We start from the raw sequence: 19254 nt of genomic DNA on the forward strand, positions 1-19254 counted from the left end.
ATTGATAGAAAAGGAGGGGTTGGATGGTCACTAAATCGTTAAACACAGATTATGATGTATTATTAAACAGCATTCGCAAATTAGGGAATAATTCGAAAGAAAGCTACGTTATTTTTGATGCAACGAAGCATCATTACATAGTAGAGTGTAATGATTCATTTTGTATGCTTACTAATGCTGCACGTTCACAAATCTTAAATACTGAGTATTTTTCATGGCTATCAATGGACGAAAAAAAGACAACCATTGAAATGATGAAAGAAAAAATACATAACGGCATAATGGTGCAGGCGAAGCTATATCATAATGGCATCGATAAACCTCCCTTTTGGGCAGAAATACAAGCATTACCTTTTTGCAATGAGGCAAATATAACGCAATTTGTTTTAGTATTTGTGAAGGATGTTACATATTATCATACGGAAGACTTCTTAATGCGTTTAGAAAATGATATGTATAGGGCGATTGAGAAGGAGTTTTCTTTTGAGCAAAAGATGAAGCTTATTTGTCAAGGACTCGATGAATTTTTTATGCCAAATATTGCAAGTATGGTGCTCATAAAAACAGAAGTAAACCAATTACAAGTTTTCATAGGAGGTAATCAAACAGAGAGCGTACCAAGATGTTGTGCAAACAATGATTTCTTTAAGAAGGTCATGGAATCAGAAACGTCTACTTTCATAGAGAATTTAGATGAAGTGAATATTCCGAAAGAACATAAGCAATATGCTTCGCTAGCTAAAAAGTCACATGGATGGTTTATCCCTATACGTAATCAACAGCGGCAAGTAATAGGTGTTTTTTCAATATTTAGCCAAAAAACACAAAGTGACCAAATGCTTAAAAATATGTTTCGAAAAATGGGTGCTCTTGTTGCATTGGCTTATTCATATGCAAGGACGCAGAAAAAAATTTGGGATTTAGCCTATACAGACATTACAACAGGTCTACCTAATCGTCACAGCTTTGTTAATACGATTGAAAGGGAAGTCCAGCAGGGGCAAAGCGGCTTTATTAAAATATTAAAACCTAGTGAATTTCATCAAGTAGTTGAATTGTACGGTCGTGAAATTGGTGATGAACTTTTAAGACAACTTGCCAAACGTCTTGAGCAAGACAAGTCAGAAAGTAATGAATATGTTGCTAGATTTACTAGCTCTAGTTTGATTATGACTACAATGTCACTTCATGAAGATTTGAATGATTATGAGATGAGAATAAAAGAAACGATTCGCCAGCCTTTTATCATAGGAGGAAAGCAAATCTATATTACATTAAAAACAGGAATTGCTTCATATAATGAAGACATAAATATTAATGATGCGATTCGTTTTGCAGATAATGCGTTATCCTTTGCAATCGATAGGCCAGGCACACATACAGAAATATTTACAACAGAGAAAAACGATGTGCTGGTACAGAAGATGACGATCTTAAATCATTTGTCAGAAGCCATCAAAAATAAAGAAATAACAGTCCACTTACAGCCTAAAGTAGATTTACGCAATGGGGAAATTCAAAGTATTGAAGCACTTGCAAGGTGGATTTCTCCAAAATTGGGCTTTGTTTCACCAGCACTCTTTATTCCAGTAGCAGAGAGTGCTGGTAAGGTGCGAGAAATTGATGTGCTTATTTTAGAGACGGTACTCTCATGGCTTTCAGAACGACAACGCCTGGGAAAGAAATTAGTGAAAATTGCTGTCAATATTTCGCCTGATCATTTTTACTACACGCATTTTGTTCAAGATACACTGAAACTTGTACGGAAGTATAATATTGACCCTAGCTATATTATCTTAGAGGTGACAGAAAATATTGGTTTAGTAGATTTTCAATCAGCCTATAAGATCATTCAAGAGCTAAAGAGCTATGGCTTTAAAACATCCGTAGATGATTTTGGAACAGGTTTTTCTTCATTAAGCTATTTGCAACAGCTACCGTTTGCTGAACTAAAGATTGATCGAAGCTTCATCAATGCTATTGAAGATCCAGCAACTCTGGCTATTGTTCGCTCTATTATTCAGTTAGCATTAAATTTAGGAATGATTTCAGTGGCAGAGGGCATAGAGACAGAGGAACAGGTTGAGATTCTACGTGCGCTAGGATGCACAGTAGGACAAGGATATTTCTATTTCAAGCCAATGCCAATTGAACAATTAGATATAATTCTTGATCAATAACTTAGTTTTGACAAAAGAATAGATGATAAAGGGAGTTGTCCTAAATTTATTTTTGAGGCAACTCCTTTTTTCTGTTATACTAGTTGAGATAAAAATGAATCCGAACGGTGAGGAGAGAATCCCTTTGAGCAAAGTCTATGTATTTGATCATCCACTAATCCAACACAAATTAACTTATATTCGCGACAAGAATACAGGAACAAAAGAATTTCGTGAGCTAGTAGACGAAGTGGCAACACTCATGGCATTTGAAATTACACGTGATATGCCAGTAGAGGAAATTGAAATTGAAACACCTGTAACAATTGCAAAAACAAAAGTACTTTCTGGTAAAAAACTTGCAATCGTACCGATTTTACGTGCAGGTATCGGTATGGTAGATGGCGTATTAAAGCTTATCCCTGCTGCAAAAGTTGGTCATATTGGTCTTTACCGTGATCCAGAAACATTAAAACCAGTTGAATATTACGCAAAACTTCCTGCAGATGTTGAAGAACGTGATTTCATCATTGTAGATCCAATGCTTGCAACTGGTGGTTCTGCAGTGGAGGCAATTCATTCACTGAAAAAACGTGGAGCTAAAAACATTAAATTCATGTGCTTAATCGCTGCACCAGAGGGTGTGAAAGCTATTCAAGAAGAACATTCGGATGTAGATATTTATATTGCTGCTCTTGATGAAAAATTAAATGACCATGGTTATATTGTACCGGGCTTAGGTGATGCTGGAGACCGTCTATTCGGTACAAAATAAAAATCCATACATGAAATTTCCTCATTTAGGAAACTAATAACTTGTGAAAGCGTCCTTCAAATTGAAGGGCGTTTCATAGTATGTGTAGGTAAGTAATCCTTCATCAACAGGAGATTGGTCTTACCATACAATAACAAAAAGGACGGTGCAGATCGTTTTGACAAAAAAATGGAAAGTAATGACGATTTTTGGTACAAGACCAGAAGCAATTAAAATGGCTCCTCTTGTTTTGGAGTTACAAAAGTATCCTAAGCAAATAGAATCTATTGTAACTGTAACAGCACAGCATCGCCAAATGCTCGATCAAGTATTAGAAACGTTTAGTATTACACCAAACTATGACTTAAATATAATGAAGGATCGCCAAACATTAATTGATGTAACGACAAACGCATTACAGGGTTTAGATCAAGTAATGAAGGAAGCACAACCAGATATCGTTTTGGTACATGGTGATACAGCAACGACTTTCATTGCAAGTCTCGCTGCGTTCTATAACCAAATCGCTATAGGCCATGTAGAAGCTGGACTTCGAACATGGAACAAATATTCACCATATCCAGAGGAGATGAATCGCCAACTAACAGGTGTGATGGCAGATTTACATTTTGCGCCAACTGAAGTATCTAAAAAGAATCTTTTAGATGAGAATAAAAATCCAGCGACGATTTTTGTTACAGGTAATACAGCAATAGACGCATTAGCAACAACAGTCAGTGAACACTACACACATCCTGTTTTAGATAAAATCGGGAAAGATCGCATGATTTTATTAACAGCACATCGTCGTGAAAATCTTGGTGAACCAATGCGCCATATGTTTAAAGCGATTACTAGAATACTCGCAGAACATGAGGATGTTCAAGTTGTTTATCCTGTTCATATGAATCCGGCTGTAAGAGAAATTGCTAATGAAATTTTAGGGAATAATAAACGAGTGCATTTAATTGAGCCTCTTGAAGTATTTGATTTCCATAACTTTGCGGCTAATTCCTATATGATCTTAACGGATTCAGGCGGTGTACAAGAAGAGGCACCTTCATTAGGAAAGCCAGTGCTTGTTCTTAGAGATACGACAGAACGTCCAGAGGGAATTGCAGCAGGAACATTAAAGCTAGCAGGAACAGAAGAGGAAACAATTTACGCCTTAGCAAAGGAATTACTAACAGATAATAATGCCTATGAAGCAATGGCTAAAGCATCAAATCCATATGGGGATGGACATGCATCTAAGCGTATTGTTGAAGCATTGCTAGGATTTTTACAAAAAACTAATTAATATACTATATTTTATATTAAAAATAAGTCTAATGTACCTGTTGAAATGGGTAAGCTAATTTACGAGCATAATCTTGTCGTAAATTAGCTTTTTTAATGCGTGAGAAGGTTGAGAAATTTTGAAACTATGAAATTTCATACACAAATTTGTCAACAATTTGACAAGAGTATAGAGGCTGTGAAGTTTTTCTCCTTTACCAATTGACTTCAAATATCACCTATTGTATGCTTACAAAGGGTAAGAATGATAAGGGTTTCTGTTCATAAATAGGACGTTGAAACACTTGTTATATCAACTTTCTACTAAATTGACAGTTCAAAATAAGACTGTCGATTTGCAACGTTTTGTGCGTTTCGGTTTTTACCGAGTCGGTAAGGGGTGTAAGTTATTTTTTGGGCATTTACACCTGTAATTGAAATGACTCTCCCATTACTATTCCGCTGTGAGTAGTGCTTTTCACTGCTCTTTTCTGATTTCACATAGTGGTCAGCAAACGTTTTCATTACTCGAAAAAATGATTCAGGAGATTACAACCAATGCTAGATTTGCATCACATTTTTGCTGTGCAGAAGAGGGCGTTATTTTTTTTGCTTGCACTCTGCGCATTAGGCTGGGGATTTACCCCCTATCAAACTGTTTTTGCGGGCATCGCAGTCGGTGCATTCTTTGGTACGTATAATTTTTGGATTTTAGTTCGACGTATGGAGAAGTTTGACAGATCCATTAGTGAAGGGAAGAAAATAGGCTCACTTGGTACAGCGCTTCGCTTTGGATCAGGTGTTGCGGCAGTCGCAATAGCCATTTCGTTGCCAAACTATTTTCACTTAATTAGCACGGTTATAGGGCTAATGATTCCGTACGTTTTTCTCTTTGTCGAGAGAATTGTGTCACATGTAAGGAACCGCTAATGTGCTTTAAATTAGAAAGAGAGGTGAAAAATAACAATGAATCATGAAGCTCCGTTACTAGAAGTCGGTTTTTTAACATTTAACTTATCAACAGTTATGATGTTACTAGTTGCAGCAATTATCGTATTTTTAATTGCCTTTATTTCAACTAGAAGCCTAAAGTTAAAACCTACTGGTATGCAAAACTTTATGGAATGGATTATGGATTTCGTTAAGAATATCATTAAAAGCAACATGGATTGGAAAACTGGTGGTCGATTCCACGTTCTAGGCATCACACTAATTATGTTTATCGCAGTATCTAACTTACTAGGTCTTCCTTTCTCAATTGTCTATGGGCATGAGCTATGGTGGAAATCACCAACAGCTGACCCTACAGTAACGATGACATTAGCAGCAATGATATTAGTCTTAACGCATTTCTATGGTGTAAAAATGAAGGGTACAGGTCATTATGTTGGTACATTCTTCAAACCAATGTCATTCATGTTCCCACTTAAAATAGTAGAAGAATTTGCAAACACATTAACATTAGGTTTACGTCTTTACGGTAACATTTATGCGGGTGAGATTTTACTTGGCTTACTTGCAGGTTTAGCATCATCAGGTGCTGTGGGATTCATCGGGGCAATCGTTCCTATGATGGCATGGCAAGGTTTCTCAATTTTCATCGGCTTTATCCAAGCCTTTATCTTCACAATGTTAACAATGGTTTACATGGCTCATAAAGTGAGCGATGACCATTAATATAAAGCATATACCCTATGCTTGAACAACAAAAACAAACAATTCCAAGGAGGAAATTTTCAAATGACAGGTTCATTAGGTTTATTAGCAGCAGCAATCGCAATCGGTTTAGGTGCACTTGGTGCAGGTATTGGTAACGGTCTTATCGTATCAAAAACAGTAGAAGGTATCGCTCGTCAACCAGAAGCTCGTGGCGTTCTTCAAACTACAATGTTCATCGGGGTTGCATTAGTTGAGGCCCTACCGATCATCGCAGTAGTAGTAGCATTCATCGTAATGAACAAATAATTCAGTTGAACACTGAATTTTACTAGTGGCGAAGCAGGATTCTCCAGATGAAACTTCGCCCTTCATTTTGGAACTGATAAAAGCTATGTGTAAATATAGCTTTTTAAAATAGGTAGTTTTTTAGTCACTAAATTATGTTGAAGTTAAAGCTCTTGAAGGGAGTGAAACAATCGTGTTTTTAGATAATCTTGTACTAGGTGCAGGCGGTGCTTCGTTAAATAGTGGAGATATCATCGCAACATTAGTTATTTTCATCGTATTAATGTTACTACTTAAGAAATTCGCTTGGGGTCCACTTATGGGCATTATGCAACAACGTGAAGAATTAGTAGCGAGTGAAATCGAAGCAGCTGAAAAAGCGCGCAAAGAATCGCACCAATTTTTAGAAGAACAAAAGAGCCTTCTTAAGGAAGCTCGTACAGAAGCACAATCGATTGTTGAGGGCGCTAAGAAGCAAGGCGAATTACAAAAAGAAGAAATTCTTACTGTAGCTCGTAATGAAGCAAATCGCTTAAAAGAATCGGCTTTACGTGAAATTGAGTCTGAAAAAGAAAAAGCTATTGCAGCTGTACGTGATGAAGTCGTTTCATTATCTGTACTTGCAGCATCTAAAGTCCTTAGCAAAGAGATTTCTGAGGCAGACAACCGTGCTCTAATTGAAGAGACGATTGCGAAGGCAGGGGAAGCTCGATGAGTAATTCAACTGTAGCAAAACGTTACGCTCAAGCGCTTTTTGAATTGGCGCAACAAAAAAATATTCTTACTGAAGTTGGAGCAGACTTAAGTGAACTAACAAAAGTAGTAAAAGAATCTCCTGATTTTTTAACGCTTTTAAATGCACCTAAGTTCTCCGTTGAACGAAAAAAACAAATGGTAGCTGATATCTTTAACGGTGCAACACCAGAAGTTTTACACACTGTTCAACTTCTAGTTGAGAAAAAACGTGTAAACGAGATGACACAAATTGCTAAGGCATATGCTGAACTTGCTGCGCAAGCACAAGGCACTGCAGATGCAACAGTATTTTCAACACGTGCACTTTCTGCAGAAGAAAGCGCTAATATTTCAGCAGCGTTCGCGAAACTTGTTGGAAAACAATCATTAAATATTACAAACGAAGTTGATCCATCTTTACTTGGTGGTATTCGTGTTCAAATCGGTAACCATATTTATGATAGCTCAGTAGCAAACAAACTAGAGCGTCTAAAACGTGAATTAATCGGTTAATAATTTAGAAATGTGAGAGGTGACATACATGGGCATCAAGGCTGAAGAAATCAGCAGTCTGATTAAACAACAGATTGAGAATTATGAATCTGAACTTAAAGTAAGCGAAGTTGGTACAGTTATCCGTATTGGTGACGGTATTGCTCTTGCTCATGGCCTCGACAACGCCATGGCTGGAGAACTACTAGAGTTCTCTAATGGTGTTATGGGTATGGCTCAAAACCTAGAAGAAGGTAACGTTGGTATCGTAATCTTAGGTCCATACACTGACATCAAAGAAGGCGATGAAGTTCGTCGTACAGGTCGTATCATGGAAGTACCAGTTGGTGAAGAACTAATTGGTCGTGTTGTAAACCCACTTGGACAACCAGTGGATGGACAAGGTCCAATCAACACTACAAAATCTCGTCCAATCGAAAGTCCAGCTTTCGGTGTAATGGCTCGTAAATCAGTACACGAACCACTACAAACTGGTATTAAAGCGATTGACGCATTAGTGCCAATCGGTCGTGGTCAACGTGAGTTAATCATCGGTGACCGTCAAACTGGTAAAACATCTGTAGCTATCGATACAATTCTTAACCAAAATGACCAAAACATGATTTGTATCTACGTAGCAATCGGTCAAAAAGAATCTACTGTACGTGGTGTTGTAGAAACTCTTCGTAAACATGGCGCTTTAGATTACACAATCGTTGTGACAGCTTCTGCTTCTCAACCAGCTCCATTATTATTCTTAGCACCATTTGCAGGTGTATCTATGGCTGAAGAATTCATGTTACAAGGTAAACACGTATTAATCGTGTATGATGATCTTTCTAAACAAGCATCAGCTTACCGTGAACTTTCACTTCTTCTTCGCCGTCCTCCAGGTCGTGAAGCATATCCTGGTGACGTTTTCTACTTACACAGCCGCTTACTTGAACGTGCTGCGAAGTTAAATGAAACATATCAAAATGGTTCAATTACAGCTCTTCCATTCGTTGAGACACAAGCTGGGGATATCTCTGCATACATCCCAACTAACGTAATCTCAATCACTGATGGACAAATCTTCTTACAATCTGACTTATTCAACTCAGGTGTACGTCCAGCGATTAACGCCGGTCTTTCTGTATCACGTGTAGGTGGATCTGCTCAAATTAAAGCGATGAAAAAAGTTGCGGGTACACTACGTCTTGACTTAGCTGCATTCCGTGAGCTTGAATCATTTGCTCAATTTGGTTCAGATTTAGATAAAGTAACACTTGCTAAACTTGAGCGTGGTAAACGTACGGTTGAAGTTCTTAAACAAGACCTTAACAAACCACTAAAAGTTGAAAAACAAGTTGCAATCCTTTACGCATTAACTAAAGGTCACTTAGATGATATTCCAGTACAAGATATCGTTCGCTTCGAATCAGAATTCTTAAGCTGGTTAGATTCAAACCACACAAACGTTTTAGATCATGTTCGTACTACTAAAGAGCTTGCTCCTGATGCGGATTATGAAGCAGCAATCAATGCATTCAAAAAAACTTTCGCTAAATCAGAATAAGTCTTAGCTAGTCACTTGATTAAAAAACAGAAGGTGGTGAAATACCAGTGGTAAACTTACGCGAAATTAAAGGTCGTATTACTTCAACAAAGAGTACGAAGCAAATTACAAAAGCAATGCAGATGGTTTCTTCTTCTAAGTTACGTCGTGCAGAGCAAAATGCTAAAGCTTACGTTCCTTACATGGAAAAAATTCAGGACGTAGTAGGCGCGATCGCTTCAGGGACAAAAGACAGCGGACATCCAATGTTAACTGCTCGTCCTGTTAAGAAAACGGCTTACTTAGTCATTGGTTCTGACCGTGGTCTTGCAGGTGCTTACAATTCAAGTATCCTGCGTCAAGTACAACGTACGATTAACGAGCGTCATAAATCAAAAGACGAATACGTTATCTTAGCAGTAGGTCGTGTAGTTCGTGACTACTTTGTGAAACGTGATCATAATGTCATCAGTAATGTTGTCGGTCTACCTGACCAACCAACTTTTGCTGATATTAAAGAAATCGCTCGTAATGCTGTTGGTATGTTCATTGATGGTACGTATGACGAACTTTATATGTACTATAATCACTTTGTCAGCGCTATTGCTAGCGAAGTGACAGAGAAAAAACTTCTTCCATTAACAGATATTGCCCCTGCAAGCGGTACTGCTTCTTATGAATTCGAGCCATCTGGCGAAGCAATTCTAGAAGTGTTACTTCCACAATATGCGGAAAGCTTAGTTTATGGCGCATTATTAGATGGAAAAGCAAGTGAACATGCTTCTCGTATGACGGCTATGAAAAATGCAACAGATAACGCAACTGATCTTATTTCAGACCTTTCTTTGCAATATAACCGTGCACGTCAAGCGGCGATTACACAAGAAATTACAGAAATCGTTGGTGGAGCTGCAGCCTTAGAATAGGCAAGCAGCTTCCCAATGTCGTATAAGAATACGATAGGAGGGTACACAGTAATGAATAAAGGACATGTTATTCAAGTAATGGGTCCAGTTGTTGACGTTAAATTCGACAATGGCCAATTACCAGCAATCTATAACGCTTTAACAGTTAAGATTGAACGTCCTAATGAAGAACCAACAATTCTTGCATTAGAAGTTGCGCTTCATTTAGGTGATGATTCTGTTCGTACAATTGCGATGTCATCTACTGATGGCTTACAACGTGGAGCAGAAGTAACAGACTTAGGAAAAGCTATCTCAGTACCAGTTGGTGAAGTTACACTAGGTCGTGTATTCAACGTACTTGGAGAAGTAATTGACTTAGGTGAAGAAATTCCAGCAGACGCACGTCGTGATTCAATTCACCGTGAAGCACCAACTTTCGAGAATCTTTCAACTACAGTTGAAATTCTTGAAACAGGTATCAAAGTAGTAGACTTACTTGCACCGTATATCAAAGGTGGTAAAATCGGTCTATTCGGTGGTGCCGGTGTAGGTAAAACTGTATTAATCCAAGAATTAATCAACAATATCGCACAAGAGCACTCTGGTATCTCTGTATTCGCTGGTGTAGGTGAGCGTACTCGTGAAGGGAACGACTTATTCTTCGAAATGAGCGATTCAGGCGTTATCAAGCAAACAGCGATGGTATTCGGTCAAATGAACGAGCCACCTGGTGCACGTATGCGTGTTGCTTTAACTGGTCTTACAATGGCGGAATACTTCCGTGATGAGCAAGGTCAAGACGTACTTTTATTCATCGACAATATCTTCCGTTTCACACAAGCAGGTTCTGAGGTTTCTGCCCTATTAGGTCGTATGCCTTCTGCGGTAGGTTACCAACCAACACTTGCAACTGAAATGGGTAAACTACAAGAGCGTATCACATCTACGAACAAAGGATCTGTAACTTCTATTCAAGCGATTTATGTACCAGCCGATGACTATACTGACCCGGCTCCAGCTACAACTTTCGCCCACTTAGATGCAACAACTAACCTTGAGCGTAAATTATCTGAAATGGGTATCTACCCTGCGGTTGACCCATTAGCTTCGACTTCTCGTGCATTATCACCTGAAATCGTAGGCGCTGAGCACTACGCAATTGCTACTGGTGTACAACGTACAATCCAACGTTACCGTGAATTACAAGATATCATTGCAATCTTAGGTATGGATGAATTATCTGATGAAGATAAACAAACAGTAGAACGTGCTCGTCGTATTCAATTCTTCTTATCACAAAACTTCCACGTAGCGGAACAATTCACTGGTCAAAAAGGTTCTTATGTACCTGTAAAAGAAACTGTTCGTTCATTCAAGGAAATCCTTGATGGCAAATGGGATCACCTACCAGAAGATGCTTTCCGTCTAGTTGGTTCAATTGATGAAGTAGTTGAAAAAGCGAAAAGCATGGGCGTAGAGGTTTAATACTAGGGACGAGGAGGAAAAAATATGAAGACAGTTCTAGTCAATATTGTCACTCCCGACGGCCCAGTATACGATTCTGAAGTATCAATGGTAATCGCTAAAACAACTTCAGGAGAAATCGGTGTTCTTGCAGGCCATATTCCAATGGTGGCTCCACTTGCAATTGGTGCAGTGAAGCTTAAAAAAGAAAACGGTTCGACTGATATTGTTGCTGTAAGCGGTGGTTTCATTGAAGTTCGTCCAGAAAAAATCTCAATTTTAGCGCCGTCTGCTGAAATTGCTGAAAACATCGATGTTCAACGTGCTAAAGAAGCCGTTAAACGTGCTGAAGGACGTCTTCAAAGTAAACAAGACAACATTGATTTCAAACGTGCTGACCTAGCATTAAAACGTGCGTTGAATCGTATCAACGTTCATGAGGGTAATATCTAATTCATTTTTAACGGGCAGATATCGCATCTGCCCGTTTTTTAAGGTGAACAAACATATTGAAGGAGAAATGGAGGATGCTATATGGAGATATATGAAGCAATTGGACAAGAAGCTTTATTGGGTATTTTATCCCACCTATTTTTTATTGCTATTACTTTTTATGCTTTACAAGCTTTTATGATCGAAAAACTCTTTAAAAAGAATCGAGTTTTTCAAATTCAACTCATTTATATTTTACTTAGTATTGCGATAGGCTCAGCAGTATCTAATTTCTTTCTTCAAATATCTAGTTGGTCAGGTAAACTTCCTTATTTATTTTAAAAGAATTCGTTTCTTTCTTTCATAAATTTATAGGTCTACATACTTCAAAGGACTTTATAATACCATTTGTGTGGCCCTTTGAACTATGTAAAAAGACGCTAATACATTAAATTCTTATGAATTTTACGCTATTAGCTATCAAGATACCCATTGATAAATGTACGATAATAGGTACCTTCCACTTCATTTTTTATAGAAAAAAGTGAAAAGTTGTTTTTTATTCATATATCTTTGGGTATGTATTAGAAGCGAACGGGTTATTGGTCATTCACAAAAAAAATTTAGCAGCGTACAATAAATAAATAGCAAAAAATCTAATAATGGCTTAAAATAGTGATTTGGACGCTTGAACGAGCGTTAGAAAAGTTGTACTATAGAGTTGTTTGTTTACTGATTATGACATTATACTTCTTTATTAAAATAAAAATTTGGTAGGTTAATAGATTGAATTCGGAGGGACATAGGGTGGATAAAATAATAGTGACTGGCGGCCAAAAACTACAGGGAAAAGTACGTGTAGAGGGCGCAAAAAATGCAGTGTTACCAATCCTTGCAGCAGCTTTACTTGCTTCAAAAGGAGAAAATGTAATTAAAGAAGTCCCTAATTTAGCAGACGTCTTTACAATAAATGAAGTACTTAAAAGTTTAAACGCAGCAGTTACATATATACCTGAAGATAATGCCGTATATATAGATGCAACAAAAGAACTTTCAAGTGAAGCTCAATTTGAATTTGTTAGTAAAATGCGTGCATCTATTTTAGTAATGGGATCTCTACTTGCTCGTAATGGCTATGCTCGTGTAGCACTTCCTGGAGGCTGTGCAATTGGATCACGTCCGATTGAATTACACTTAAAAGGCTTTGAAGCAATGGGTGCAAAAATTTCATTTGGCCATGGCTATGTTGAGGCGAAGACAGAGGGTCGCTTAAAAGGGGCTAATGTGTATTTGGATTTCCCAAGTGTTGGGGCAACTGAAAATATTATGACAGCGGCATCTTTAGCTGAGGGGACAACTGTAATTGAAAATGCAGCGAAAGAGCCTGAAATCGTGGATCTTGCAAACTTTATTAATAGTATGGGTGGCCGTGTAATTGGTGCGGGGACAAATACGATTCGTATCGAAGGAGTCGATACATTATATGGTGTAGAGCATCATATTATTCCTGACCGTATTGAAGCTGGTACATTTATGGTAGCAGCAGCTATTACGAGAGGAGATGTGGTGATTGAAAACGCAGTTCCTGAGCATATGACTGCTTTAATAGCTAAAATGCGTGAGATGGGCGTAGAAATTACTGAGTTGGATGAAGGAATCCGTGTACGAGTTCCTCAAACACTAAAAGCAGTTGATATCAAAACAATGCCTCATCCTGGTTTCCCAACAGATATGCAATCACAAATGATGGCGTTAATGCTTACTGCTGAAGGTACGAGTATTATTACAGAAACGGTATTCGAAAACCGTTTTATGCATGTTGAGGAATTCCGTCGCATGAATGCTGGTGCTAAAATAGAGGGACGTTCTGTGTTTATCGAGGGGCCTGTGGATCTTCAGGGAGCTGAGGTAATGGCAACGGATTTACGAGCTGCGGCTGCATTAATTTTAGCGGGTCTTGTATCAGAAGGAATGACACGTGTCACAAAACTTCATCATTTAGATCGTGGTTATGTTGATTTCCATGGAAAATTAGCATCTCTTGGTGCTAATATTGAACGTATTACAGAAGAGGTAGTGACAATTGAAGATGTAACAGTTGAATTGCCTACAAACTAAATAGATTTTAAAACCCTTTGCTTTTTATGCATAGGGTTTTTGTTTTCTCATAACTACAAGAAATCTAGCATATTATTCCTTATGAAAAAATGGATGATTAGTATAGGTGTCATTTGCTTGATTGGGGCATTATATATGCTTCCTATAGTAGGGTTTAGTGAAAGACAAGAGGCTATCATACCTCAAACTAGTGATAAGAATGCTTGTGAAATATTTATAGAAGTGGAGGGGCAAGAAGAAAAAATCCCTTTGGAAACGTATATTACAGGAGTAGTTGCTGCAGAAATGCCCGTTTCTTTTAAAAAAGAAGCATTGAAGGCACAAGCTATTGCAGCACGCACATATGCGTTGAAAACGACAAATTACGGAAAAATTGCGATCGCCCCAACTGTGGCAAAGCAAGTCTTCTATGATGAAGAACAAAGAAAGGCGAATTGGGCTAGCAATTTCCTGGGAAATGAAAAGAAAATTGTCGAAGCTATCAATGAAACACAAGGACAAGTTATTCTTTATAATAATGAATTGATTACAGCCATGTTTCATTCAACAAGCAATGGTAAAACAGAAAGTGCTTATGGATATGGTGGAAATGATATTCCATATTTGCAAAGTGTTGCAAGTATATCTGATCAAACATCTCCTAAGTTTGAGGCTGAGCAAGAATGGACTTTAGCTCAATGGAATAAGCTCTGGCCTATACAATGGCAACCTAGTGATTTTAATCGTATCCAGTTATTTTATAATGATTCTGGACGAGTAGAACGTTTACAGCTAGGGAATAACGTCTGGACAGGGAGAGAGGTAAGAACGCTCCTTGGTATACCATCAACTGATTTCACAATCATCTTTAATGCCAATAAAAGAAAAGTTCGAGTGAAAACTCAAGGTTATGGGCATGGAGTGGGCATGAGTCAATATGGAGCTGAGGCAATGGCAAATGAAGGAAAAACAGCTGCCGAAATTTTACACTATTATTATCAAGATATTGAAATAAAAAAAATAGATGCATGTTTAAAATAACTTCTAGTTGTTCACACTGCAACTAGAGGTGATGAAAATGAGAGAGGATAAAAATAACAAAGCTTCTCAAAACCAAGATCCAAATCAAAAGGAAAATGGCCAATTACAAAAGAAACCGTGGTTTTGGCCAGTAGTTTACACAGGTGGTGCACTTGTTCTAGCAGGATTGTTATTTGGTTACAATAGTCTCGTATCAAAAGTAGAAGAGGCTCCTTTACCAGATTTAGCTGAAGTAGATCCAGGTCCTGTAGTGGAAACTAATGCACGAACTGAAAACATGAAGTATCCATTCAAAGAAGAGAATTTTAGTAAAGTACAAGTCTTACAAGAATTTTACGAGTTAGAGGCAAATGAAGAGTCTCGTGAAAATGCACTAATGGTATTTAATCAAACATTTACTACATCTTCAGGGATCTCTATTGCTATGAATGGTGAAGAGTTTGAAGTACTAGCTGCTATGAGTGGTAAAGTACTAGAGGTAAAACTAGACGCATTTACAGGCAATAAGATCGTGATCGAGCATCCAAATGGTATGCAGACACATTATAGTTCTGTGAAGGATATCGCTGTTAAAGAAGGCGATGAGGTTACACAAGGTCAAGCATTAGGAAAAGCGACTGACAACGAGTGGAATCAAGCGGCTGGCGTCCACATGCATTTCGAAATTCTTGAAAACGGAAAATATATCAATCCGAAAAAATTACTAGCTTTTTAATGAGAAAAGCTAGTAACGCATAAAAAGTCAGCATTTTATCAAGAAAATGCAAAACGTGTTCTGAATAGCTTTGTCCTCACATAAGGTGAAGAAATGCGCAAATGTGCATCTGATTGCCAAAGCATTTTGTGAAATTGTGTGGAAAGGACGAAGAACGTGCATGAGCACATTCGGAAGCGCTGCATACGCCTCGGTGAATTACTGATTGAGACGCGTGAGACTGTGCGTGTCCTCGCGAAAATGACTGGTTATTCAAAAAGTACGGTGCACAAGGATTTAACAGAGCGATTACCAACAATTCATGAAGGATTAGCTGACCAAGTGAAAGAAATACTCGCCTACCATAAGGCCGTACGTCATATTCGCGGAGGAGAAGCAACGAAAAACAAGTGGAAAGAAAGAGCGAGTCAAGAATGATTCGTTCTTTTTTGTTGTGTTGGACAAGCATAAGTGATGATTTTCTAAGAATAGTAATTCTATATTATAGCCGTTCACTGCCTAAAAAGAAAACAGTCTTATTCACTAAATTTAGGTGAAATTACCAATAGAATATGATAAAATATTCTAGATAAAGAGATAAAATGAACGTTATGTAGTTGGAACTGGCGGGAAGGAGAAATTATAAAATGTTTTCGAAAGATATTGGCATTGACTTAGGGACTGCGAACGTATTAATCCACGTTAAGGGGAAAGGGATCGTCCTCAATGAACCATCTGTTGTGGCGATCGATAAAAAGACAAATAAAGTATTAGCGGTTGGGGAAGAAGCCCGCCAAATGGTAGGGAGAACGCCAGGTAATATCACAGCTATTCGTCCACTAAGAGACGGAGTCATTGCAGATTTTGATGTGACAGAGGCGATGTTAAGACATTTCATCAATAAATTAAACGTAAAAGGATTTTTGGCGAAGCCACGCATATTAATTTGTTGTCCAACGAATATTACAAGTGTTGAACAAAAGGCAATTCGTGAAGCTGCTGAAAAATCCGGTGGTAAAAAAGTATATTTAGAGGAAGAGCCAAAAGTTGCAGCAATAGGTGCTGGAATGGATATTTTCCAACCAAGTGGAAATATGGTAGTCGATATCGGGGGCGGAACGACAGATATCGCAGTTCTATCAATGGGTGATATCGTAACAAGTGAATCCATTAAAGTAGCAGGCGATGTGTTTGATAACGATATTTTGCAATATATTAAAAAAGAATATAAATTGCTGATTGGAGAACGTACTGCAGAGGCAATCAAAATGACAATTGGTACAGTTTTCAAAGGTAGTCGCAATGATACAATGGATATTCGTGGCCGTGATATGGTAACAGGTTTACCACGTACAATTACAATTGAGTCTGAAGAAATTGAACGTGCACTACATGAGTCAGTAGCCATGATTGTCCAGTCAGCTAAAAATGTCTTAGAAAAAACACCACCTGAACTATCAGCCGATATCATTGATCGTGGAGTGATTATAACTGGTGGTGGTGCATTGTTACATGGAATGGACCAGCTATTAATAGAAGAGTTGAAGGTACCTGTTTTCATTGCAGAGAGACCTATGGATTGTGTAGCCATTGGTACAGGTATCATGCTTGAAAATATTGATCGTGTGCCAGCATCCTTATAAAAATAAAATGAGGTGATTTCTTTGTTTAAAGGATTTTATACAGTTGCAACAGGTATGATCACGCAACAAAGAAGAACAGAATTACTTACCAATAATTTATCAAATGCGAATACACCAGGATTTAAGGCAGATCAATCTACGATTCGCTCATTTCCAGATATGCTAATGTCTAGCATTGGAAAAACAAATGCTCCTGCTCACCAACAAGCCGGCGCTGAATATATGAGTCAAGTAGGAGCTTTAAATACAGGGACATATTTACAAGAAACATTGCCAAATTACATACAAGGCCAAATCTATAACACTGATTTTACAACAGATATGGCATTGATTAATGGAAACTTACCACAAAATGAAGATGGTGTGACGGGTTCAATCTTCTTCCGACTAGAGCATCCTGCTGGTGGTGAGGCTTACACACGTAATGGTAATTTCACGTTAGATGGGCAAGGCTATTTAGTTAATGGTCAAGGATTATATGTACTAAATGATGCTGGGCAACGTATCCAGCTACCAAATGATGATTTCCGATTAGATGAAAGTGGCGCTATCTTTGTAAATAATCAACAAGTAACTCGTGTTGGTGTATCATTTGCTGCTAACCCGAACATGCTACAAAAACAAGATAATGGCCTTATTCGTACAGAAAATGGTGAGAACTTGCCAACAGCTTATGGAGCGAATGGTGTTTCCTTTACACTACGTCAAAACTTTTTAGAAGGGTCAAACGTAGATTCTGGTCGCACAATGACAGATTTAATGACTGCCTACCGTGCATTTGAAGCAAATCAAAAAGTATTACAAGCTTATGATCGTAGCATGGAGAAGGCTGTGAATGAAATCGGAAAAATTTAATGGGCGAACAGGGGGCTTTTATCAATGCTACGTACAATGATTACAGCTACAAACACAATGGGGCAATTACAAAACAAACTGGATACCATTAGTAATAACATTGCTAACAGTAATACAACGGGCTATAAAACAAAGGAAGCATCCTTTAATGAATTACTTTATCAGCAATTTAATAATGATAAGCAGGATCGTGCAGAACGACAAACACCTGTTGGTATTCGCTATGGATCTGGCGCAATGATTGGGCAAATTAAATCCAATGAAAAGCAAGGTTCATTACAAACAACTAATCGTGATTTAGACTTAGCTTTCACAAAAGCGAAACAATATTTCAATATTTTGATGCCAGATGGTGAAAATGGAACTGAAACAGTGTATACTCGACAAGGTGACTTTTATTTATCTCCATTGAATAATGGAACAGTTATGCTTGTAACAGCAGAGGGTTATCCAGTAGCTAATGCTGCAGGACAAGCTATTACATTACCAGACACGGTTCAAAAGTTTGCTGTTCGAGATGGTGGCGTATTAGAAGCATCTTATCCAAATGGGGATATTATACGTACGGATTTAGCTGTAACAGAATTCCAAAAGCCGCAATTAATGGAGCATGTTGCCGGTTCTTATATGGGATTACCTAATAATTTAGCTGAACTTGGCTATACGCAGGCAGAAGTTTTGACAGAGCTTGTGGGAGCCAACCGTCAGCAAATTGGCATGCAAAGTGGTACACTAGAAATGTCCAATGTTAACCTCTCGAAAGAAATGACAGAACTCATTCAAACACAACGTTCTTATCAATTCAACGCAAGAGCGGTGACATTAGCAGATCAAATGCTAGGACTAATTAATGGCATTCGATAGGAAGTTATCCAAAAACGCATAGTAAGGAATGAAGAGGAGTACAATCTATGACAAACGATTCACGTCGACGTTCTGTGCCGACACAAGAAACCGATACGCAACCGCAACCAGAAAAGAAAGAACGCCGCTCGACTGGAGAGCAACGCGAGGTTCGATGGGTGCAAATCCGACTGATTCCGATTTGGTTACGCATTGTAATTGTTCTCATTTTAGTCGTTGTTGCCGCAGCATTAGGCGCAATGTTTGGCTTTAGCGTTATTGGAGAAGGCAATGCTATGGATATTTTTAAACGAGAAACATGGCAGCATATATTTGATATTATGAATGGTAAAGAATAACATTATTCTTTACCTTACT

The 19254-nt window shown here is 38.1% G+C and carries 21 protein-coding genes; all 21 read left to right on the plus strand.

The features are described from left to right. Positions 1-23: 23 nt before the first annotated feature. Positions 24-2180: an EAL domain-containing protein gene (locus NYE73_RS02915; RefSeq protein WP_237899267.1), complete on the plus strand. Its 2157-nt coding sequence runs from the start codon at positions 24-26 to the stop codon at positions 2178-2180. Between the two features lie 124 nt (positions 2181-2304). Then, entirely contained in the window at positions 2305-2934 is a 630-nt protein-coding gene (upp, locus tag NYE73_RS02920; protein WP_004269470.1) for a uracil phosphoribosyltransferase, read from the plus strand. 157 nt (positions 2935-3091) lie between these two features. Beyond that, on the plus strand, positions 3092-4213 hold the full coding sequence (gene wecB, locus NYE73_RS02925) for a non-hydrolyzing UDP-N-acetylglucosamine 2-epimerase (RefSeq protein WP_310794748.1): 1122 nt from the start codon (positions 3092-3094) through the stop codon (positions 4211-4213). A gap of 536 nt (positions 4214-4749) precedes the next feature. Beyond that, complete coding sequence (locus NYE73_RS02930) at positions 4750-5121, plus strand: ATP synthase subunit I (protein WP_004269472.1); 372 nt, start codon at positions 4750-4752, stop codon at positions 5119-5121. A 36-nt stretch (positions 5122-5157) separates the two neighbouring features. Further along, positions 5158-5868 carry a F0F1 ATP synthase subunit A gene (gene atpB / locus NYE73_RS02935; protein WP_004269473.1) on the plus strand — a complete coding sequence of 237 codons (711 nt, stop codon included), beginning with the start codon at positions 5158-5160 and terminating at the stop codon, positions 5866-5868. Positions 5869-5931: 63 nt separating this feature from the next. Continuing rightward, positions 5932-6156 (plus strand): F0F1 ATP synthase subunit C, encoded by a 225-nt coding sequence (gene atpE / locus NYE73_RS02940; protein WP_004269474.1) that lies wholly within the window; start codon positions 5932-5934, stop codon positions 6154-6156. A 172-nt stretch (positions 6157-6328) separates the two neighbouring features. Then, positions 6329-6850: a F0F1 ATP synthase subunit B gene (atpF, locus tag NYE73_RS02945; RefSeq protein WP_016992759.1), complete on the plus strand. Its 522-nt coding sequence runs from the start codon at positions 6329-6331 to the stop codon at positions 6848-6850. After that, positions 6847-7383: a F0F1 ATP synthase subunit delta gene (locus tag NYE73_RS02950; protein ID WP_036076089.1), complete on the plus strand. Its 537-nt coding sequence runs from the start codon at positions 6847-6849 to the stop codon at positions 7381-7383. The genes atpF and NYE73_RS02950 overlap by 4 nt, the downstream gene beginning before the upstream one ends. Before the next feature lie 28 nt (positions 7384-7411). Further along, the gene (gene atpA, locus NYE73_RS02955; protein ID WP_004269477.1) at positions 7412-8920 is read left to right on the plus strand and encodes a F0F1 ATP synthase subunit alpha; all 1509 of its coding nucleotides are present in this window, start codon (positions 7412-7414) and stop codon (positions 8918-8920) included. A 47-nt stretch (positions 8921-8967) separates the two neighbouring features. After that, positions 8968-9825 (plus strand): ATP synthase F1 subunit gamma, encoded by an 858-nt coding sequence (gene atpG / locus NYE73_RS02960; protein WP_004269478.1) that lies wholly within the window; start codon positions 8968-8970, stop codon positions 9823-9825. Positions 9826-9876: 51 nt separating this feature from the next. Beyond that, positions 9877-11292: a F0F1 ATP synthase subunit beta gene (gene atpD / locus NYE73_RS02965; protein WP_004269479.1), complete on the plus strand. Its 1416-nt coding sequence runs from the start codon at positions 9877-9879 to the stop codon at positions 11290-11292. Between the two features lie 24 nt (positions 11293-11316). After that, positions 11317-11724 carry a F0F1 ATP synthase subunit epsilon gene (locus NYE73_RS02970; protein ID WP_016992762.1) on the plus strand — a complete coding sequence of 136 codons (408 nt, stop codon included), beginning with the start codon at positions 11317-11319 and terminating at the stop codon, positions 11722-11724. Positions 11725-11805: 81 nt separating this feature from the next. After that, positions 11806-12045, plus strand: a complete 240-nt coding sequence (locus NYE73_RS02975; protein WP_004269481.1) for a DUF1146 family protein — start codon at positions 11806-11808, stop codon at positions 12043-12045. Positions 12046-12510: 465 nt separating this feature from the next. Beyond that, the gene (gene murA, locus NYE73_RS02980) at positions 12511-13821 is read left to right on the plus strand and encodes a UDP-N-acetylglucosamine 1-carboxyvinyltransferase (protein WP_036076091.1); all 1311 of its coding nucleotides are present in this window, start codon (positions 12511-12513) and stop codon (positions 13819-13821) included. Between the two features lie 81 nt (positions 13822-13902). Further along, a complete protein-coding gene (gene spoIID / locus NYE73_RS02985; protein ID WP_259955542.1) occupies positions 13903-14841 on the plus strand; it encodes a stage II sporulation protein D in 939 nt (312 codons plus the stop codon). 37 nt (positions 14842-14878) lie between these two features. Continuing rightward, on the plus strand, positions 14879-15556 hold the full coding sequence (locus NYE73_RS02990; RefSeq protein WP_048395635.1) for a M23 family metallopeptidase: 678 nt from the start codon (positions 14879-14881) through the stop codon (positions 15554-15556). Positions 15557-15712: 156 nt separating this feature from the next. After that, complete coding sequence (locus NYE73_RS02995) at positions 15713-15973, plus strand: sporulation transcriptional regulator SpoIIID (protein ID WP_004269485.1); 261 nt, start codon at positions 15713-15715, stop codon at positions 15971-15973. A gap of 209 nt (positions 15974-16182) precedes the next feature. Next, positions 16183-17178: a rod shape-determining protein gene (locus NYE73_RS03000; RefSeq protein ID WP_004269486.1), complete on the plus strand. Its 996-nt coding sequence runs from the start codon at positions 16183-16185 to the stop codon at positions 17176-17178. Between the two features lie 21 nt (positions 17179-17199). After that, on the plus strand, positions 17200-18033 hold the full coding sequence (locus NYE73_RS03005) for a flagellar hook-basal body protein (RefSeq protein ID WP_048395637.1): 834 nt from the start codon (positions 17200-17202) through the stop codon (positions 18031-18033). 24 nt (positions 18034-18057) lie between these two features. Next, on the plus strand, positions 18058-18897 hold the full coding sequence (locus tag NYE73_RS03010; RefSeq protein WP_048395638.1) for a flagellar hook-basal body protein: 840 nt from the start codon (positions 18058-18060) through the stop codon (positions 18895-18897). A 47-nt stretch (positions 18898-18944) separates the two neighbouring features. After that, complete coding sequence (locus NYE73_RS03015) at positions 18945-19235, plus strand: DNA-directed RNA polymerase subunit beta (protein WP_004269489.1); 291 nt, start codon at positions 18945-18947, stop codon at positions 19233-19235. Positions 19236-19254: the final 19 nt, after the last annotated feature.

The organism is Lysinibacillus sp. FSL K6-0102 (genome assembly GCF_038003545.1).
GTDB lineage: Bacteria > Bacillota > Bacilli > Bacillales_A > Planococcaceae > Lysinibacillus > Lysinibacillus capsici.

Excerpts from the sequence above, each read along its gene's own strand:
- NYE73_RS02915 (WP_237899267.1), top strand. The coding sequence starts at position 24 with ATGGTCACTAAATCGTTAAACACAGATTATGATGTATTATTAAACAGC.
- NYE73_RS02930 (WP_004269472.1), top strand. The coding sequence starts at position 4,750 with ATGCTAGATTTGCATCACATTTTTGCTGTGCAGAAGAGGGCGTTATTT.
- atpB (WP_004269473.1), top strand. The coding sequence starts at position 5,158 with ATGAATCATGAAGCTCCGTTACTAGAAGTCGGTTTTTTAACATTTAAC.
- atpE (WP_004269474.1), top strand. The coding sequence starts at position 5,932 with ATGACAGGTTCATTAGGTTTATTAGCAGCAGCAATCGCAATCGGTTTA.
- NYE73_RS02950 (WP_036076089.1), top strand. The coding sequence starts at position 6,847 with ATGAGTAATTCAACTGTAGCAAAACGTTACGCTCAAGCGCTTTTTGAA.
- atpA (WP_004269477.1), top strand. The coding sequence starts at position 7,412 with ATGGGCATCAAGGCTGAAGAAATCAGCAGTCTGATTAAACAACAGATT.
- atpD (WP_004269479.1), top strand. The coding sequence starts at position 9,877 with ATGAATAAAGGACATGTTATTCAAGTAATGGGTCCAGTTGTTGACGTT.
- NYE73_RS02970 (WP_016992762.1), top strand. The coding sequence starts at position 11,317 with ATGAAGACAGTTCTAGTCAATATTGTCACTCCCGACGGCCCAGTATAC.
- NYE73_RS02975 (WP_004269481.1), top strand. The coding sequence starts at position 11,806 with ATGGAGATATATGAAGCAATTGGACAAGAAGCTTTATTGGGTATTTTA.
- spoIID (WP_259955542.1), top strand. The coding sequence starts at position 13,903 with ATGAAAAAATGGATGATTAGTATAGGTGTCATTTGCTTGATTGGGGCA.
- NYE73_RS02990 (WP_048395635.1), top strand. The coding sequence starts at position 14,879 with ATGAGAGAGGATAAAAATAACAAAGCTTCTCAAAACCAAGATCCAAAT.
- NYE73_RS03000 (WP_004269486.1), top strand. The coding sequence starts at position 16,183 with ATGTTTTCGAAAGATATTGGCATTGACTTAGGGACTGCGAACGTATTA.
- NYE73_RS03010 (WP_048395638.1), top strand. The coding sequence starts at position 18,058 with ATGCTACGTACAATGATTACAGCTACAAACACAATGGGGCAATTACAA.
- NYE73_RS03015 (WP_004269489.1), top strand. The coding sequence starts at position 18,945 with ATGACAAACGATTCACGTCGACGTTCTGTGCCGACACAAGAAACCGAT.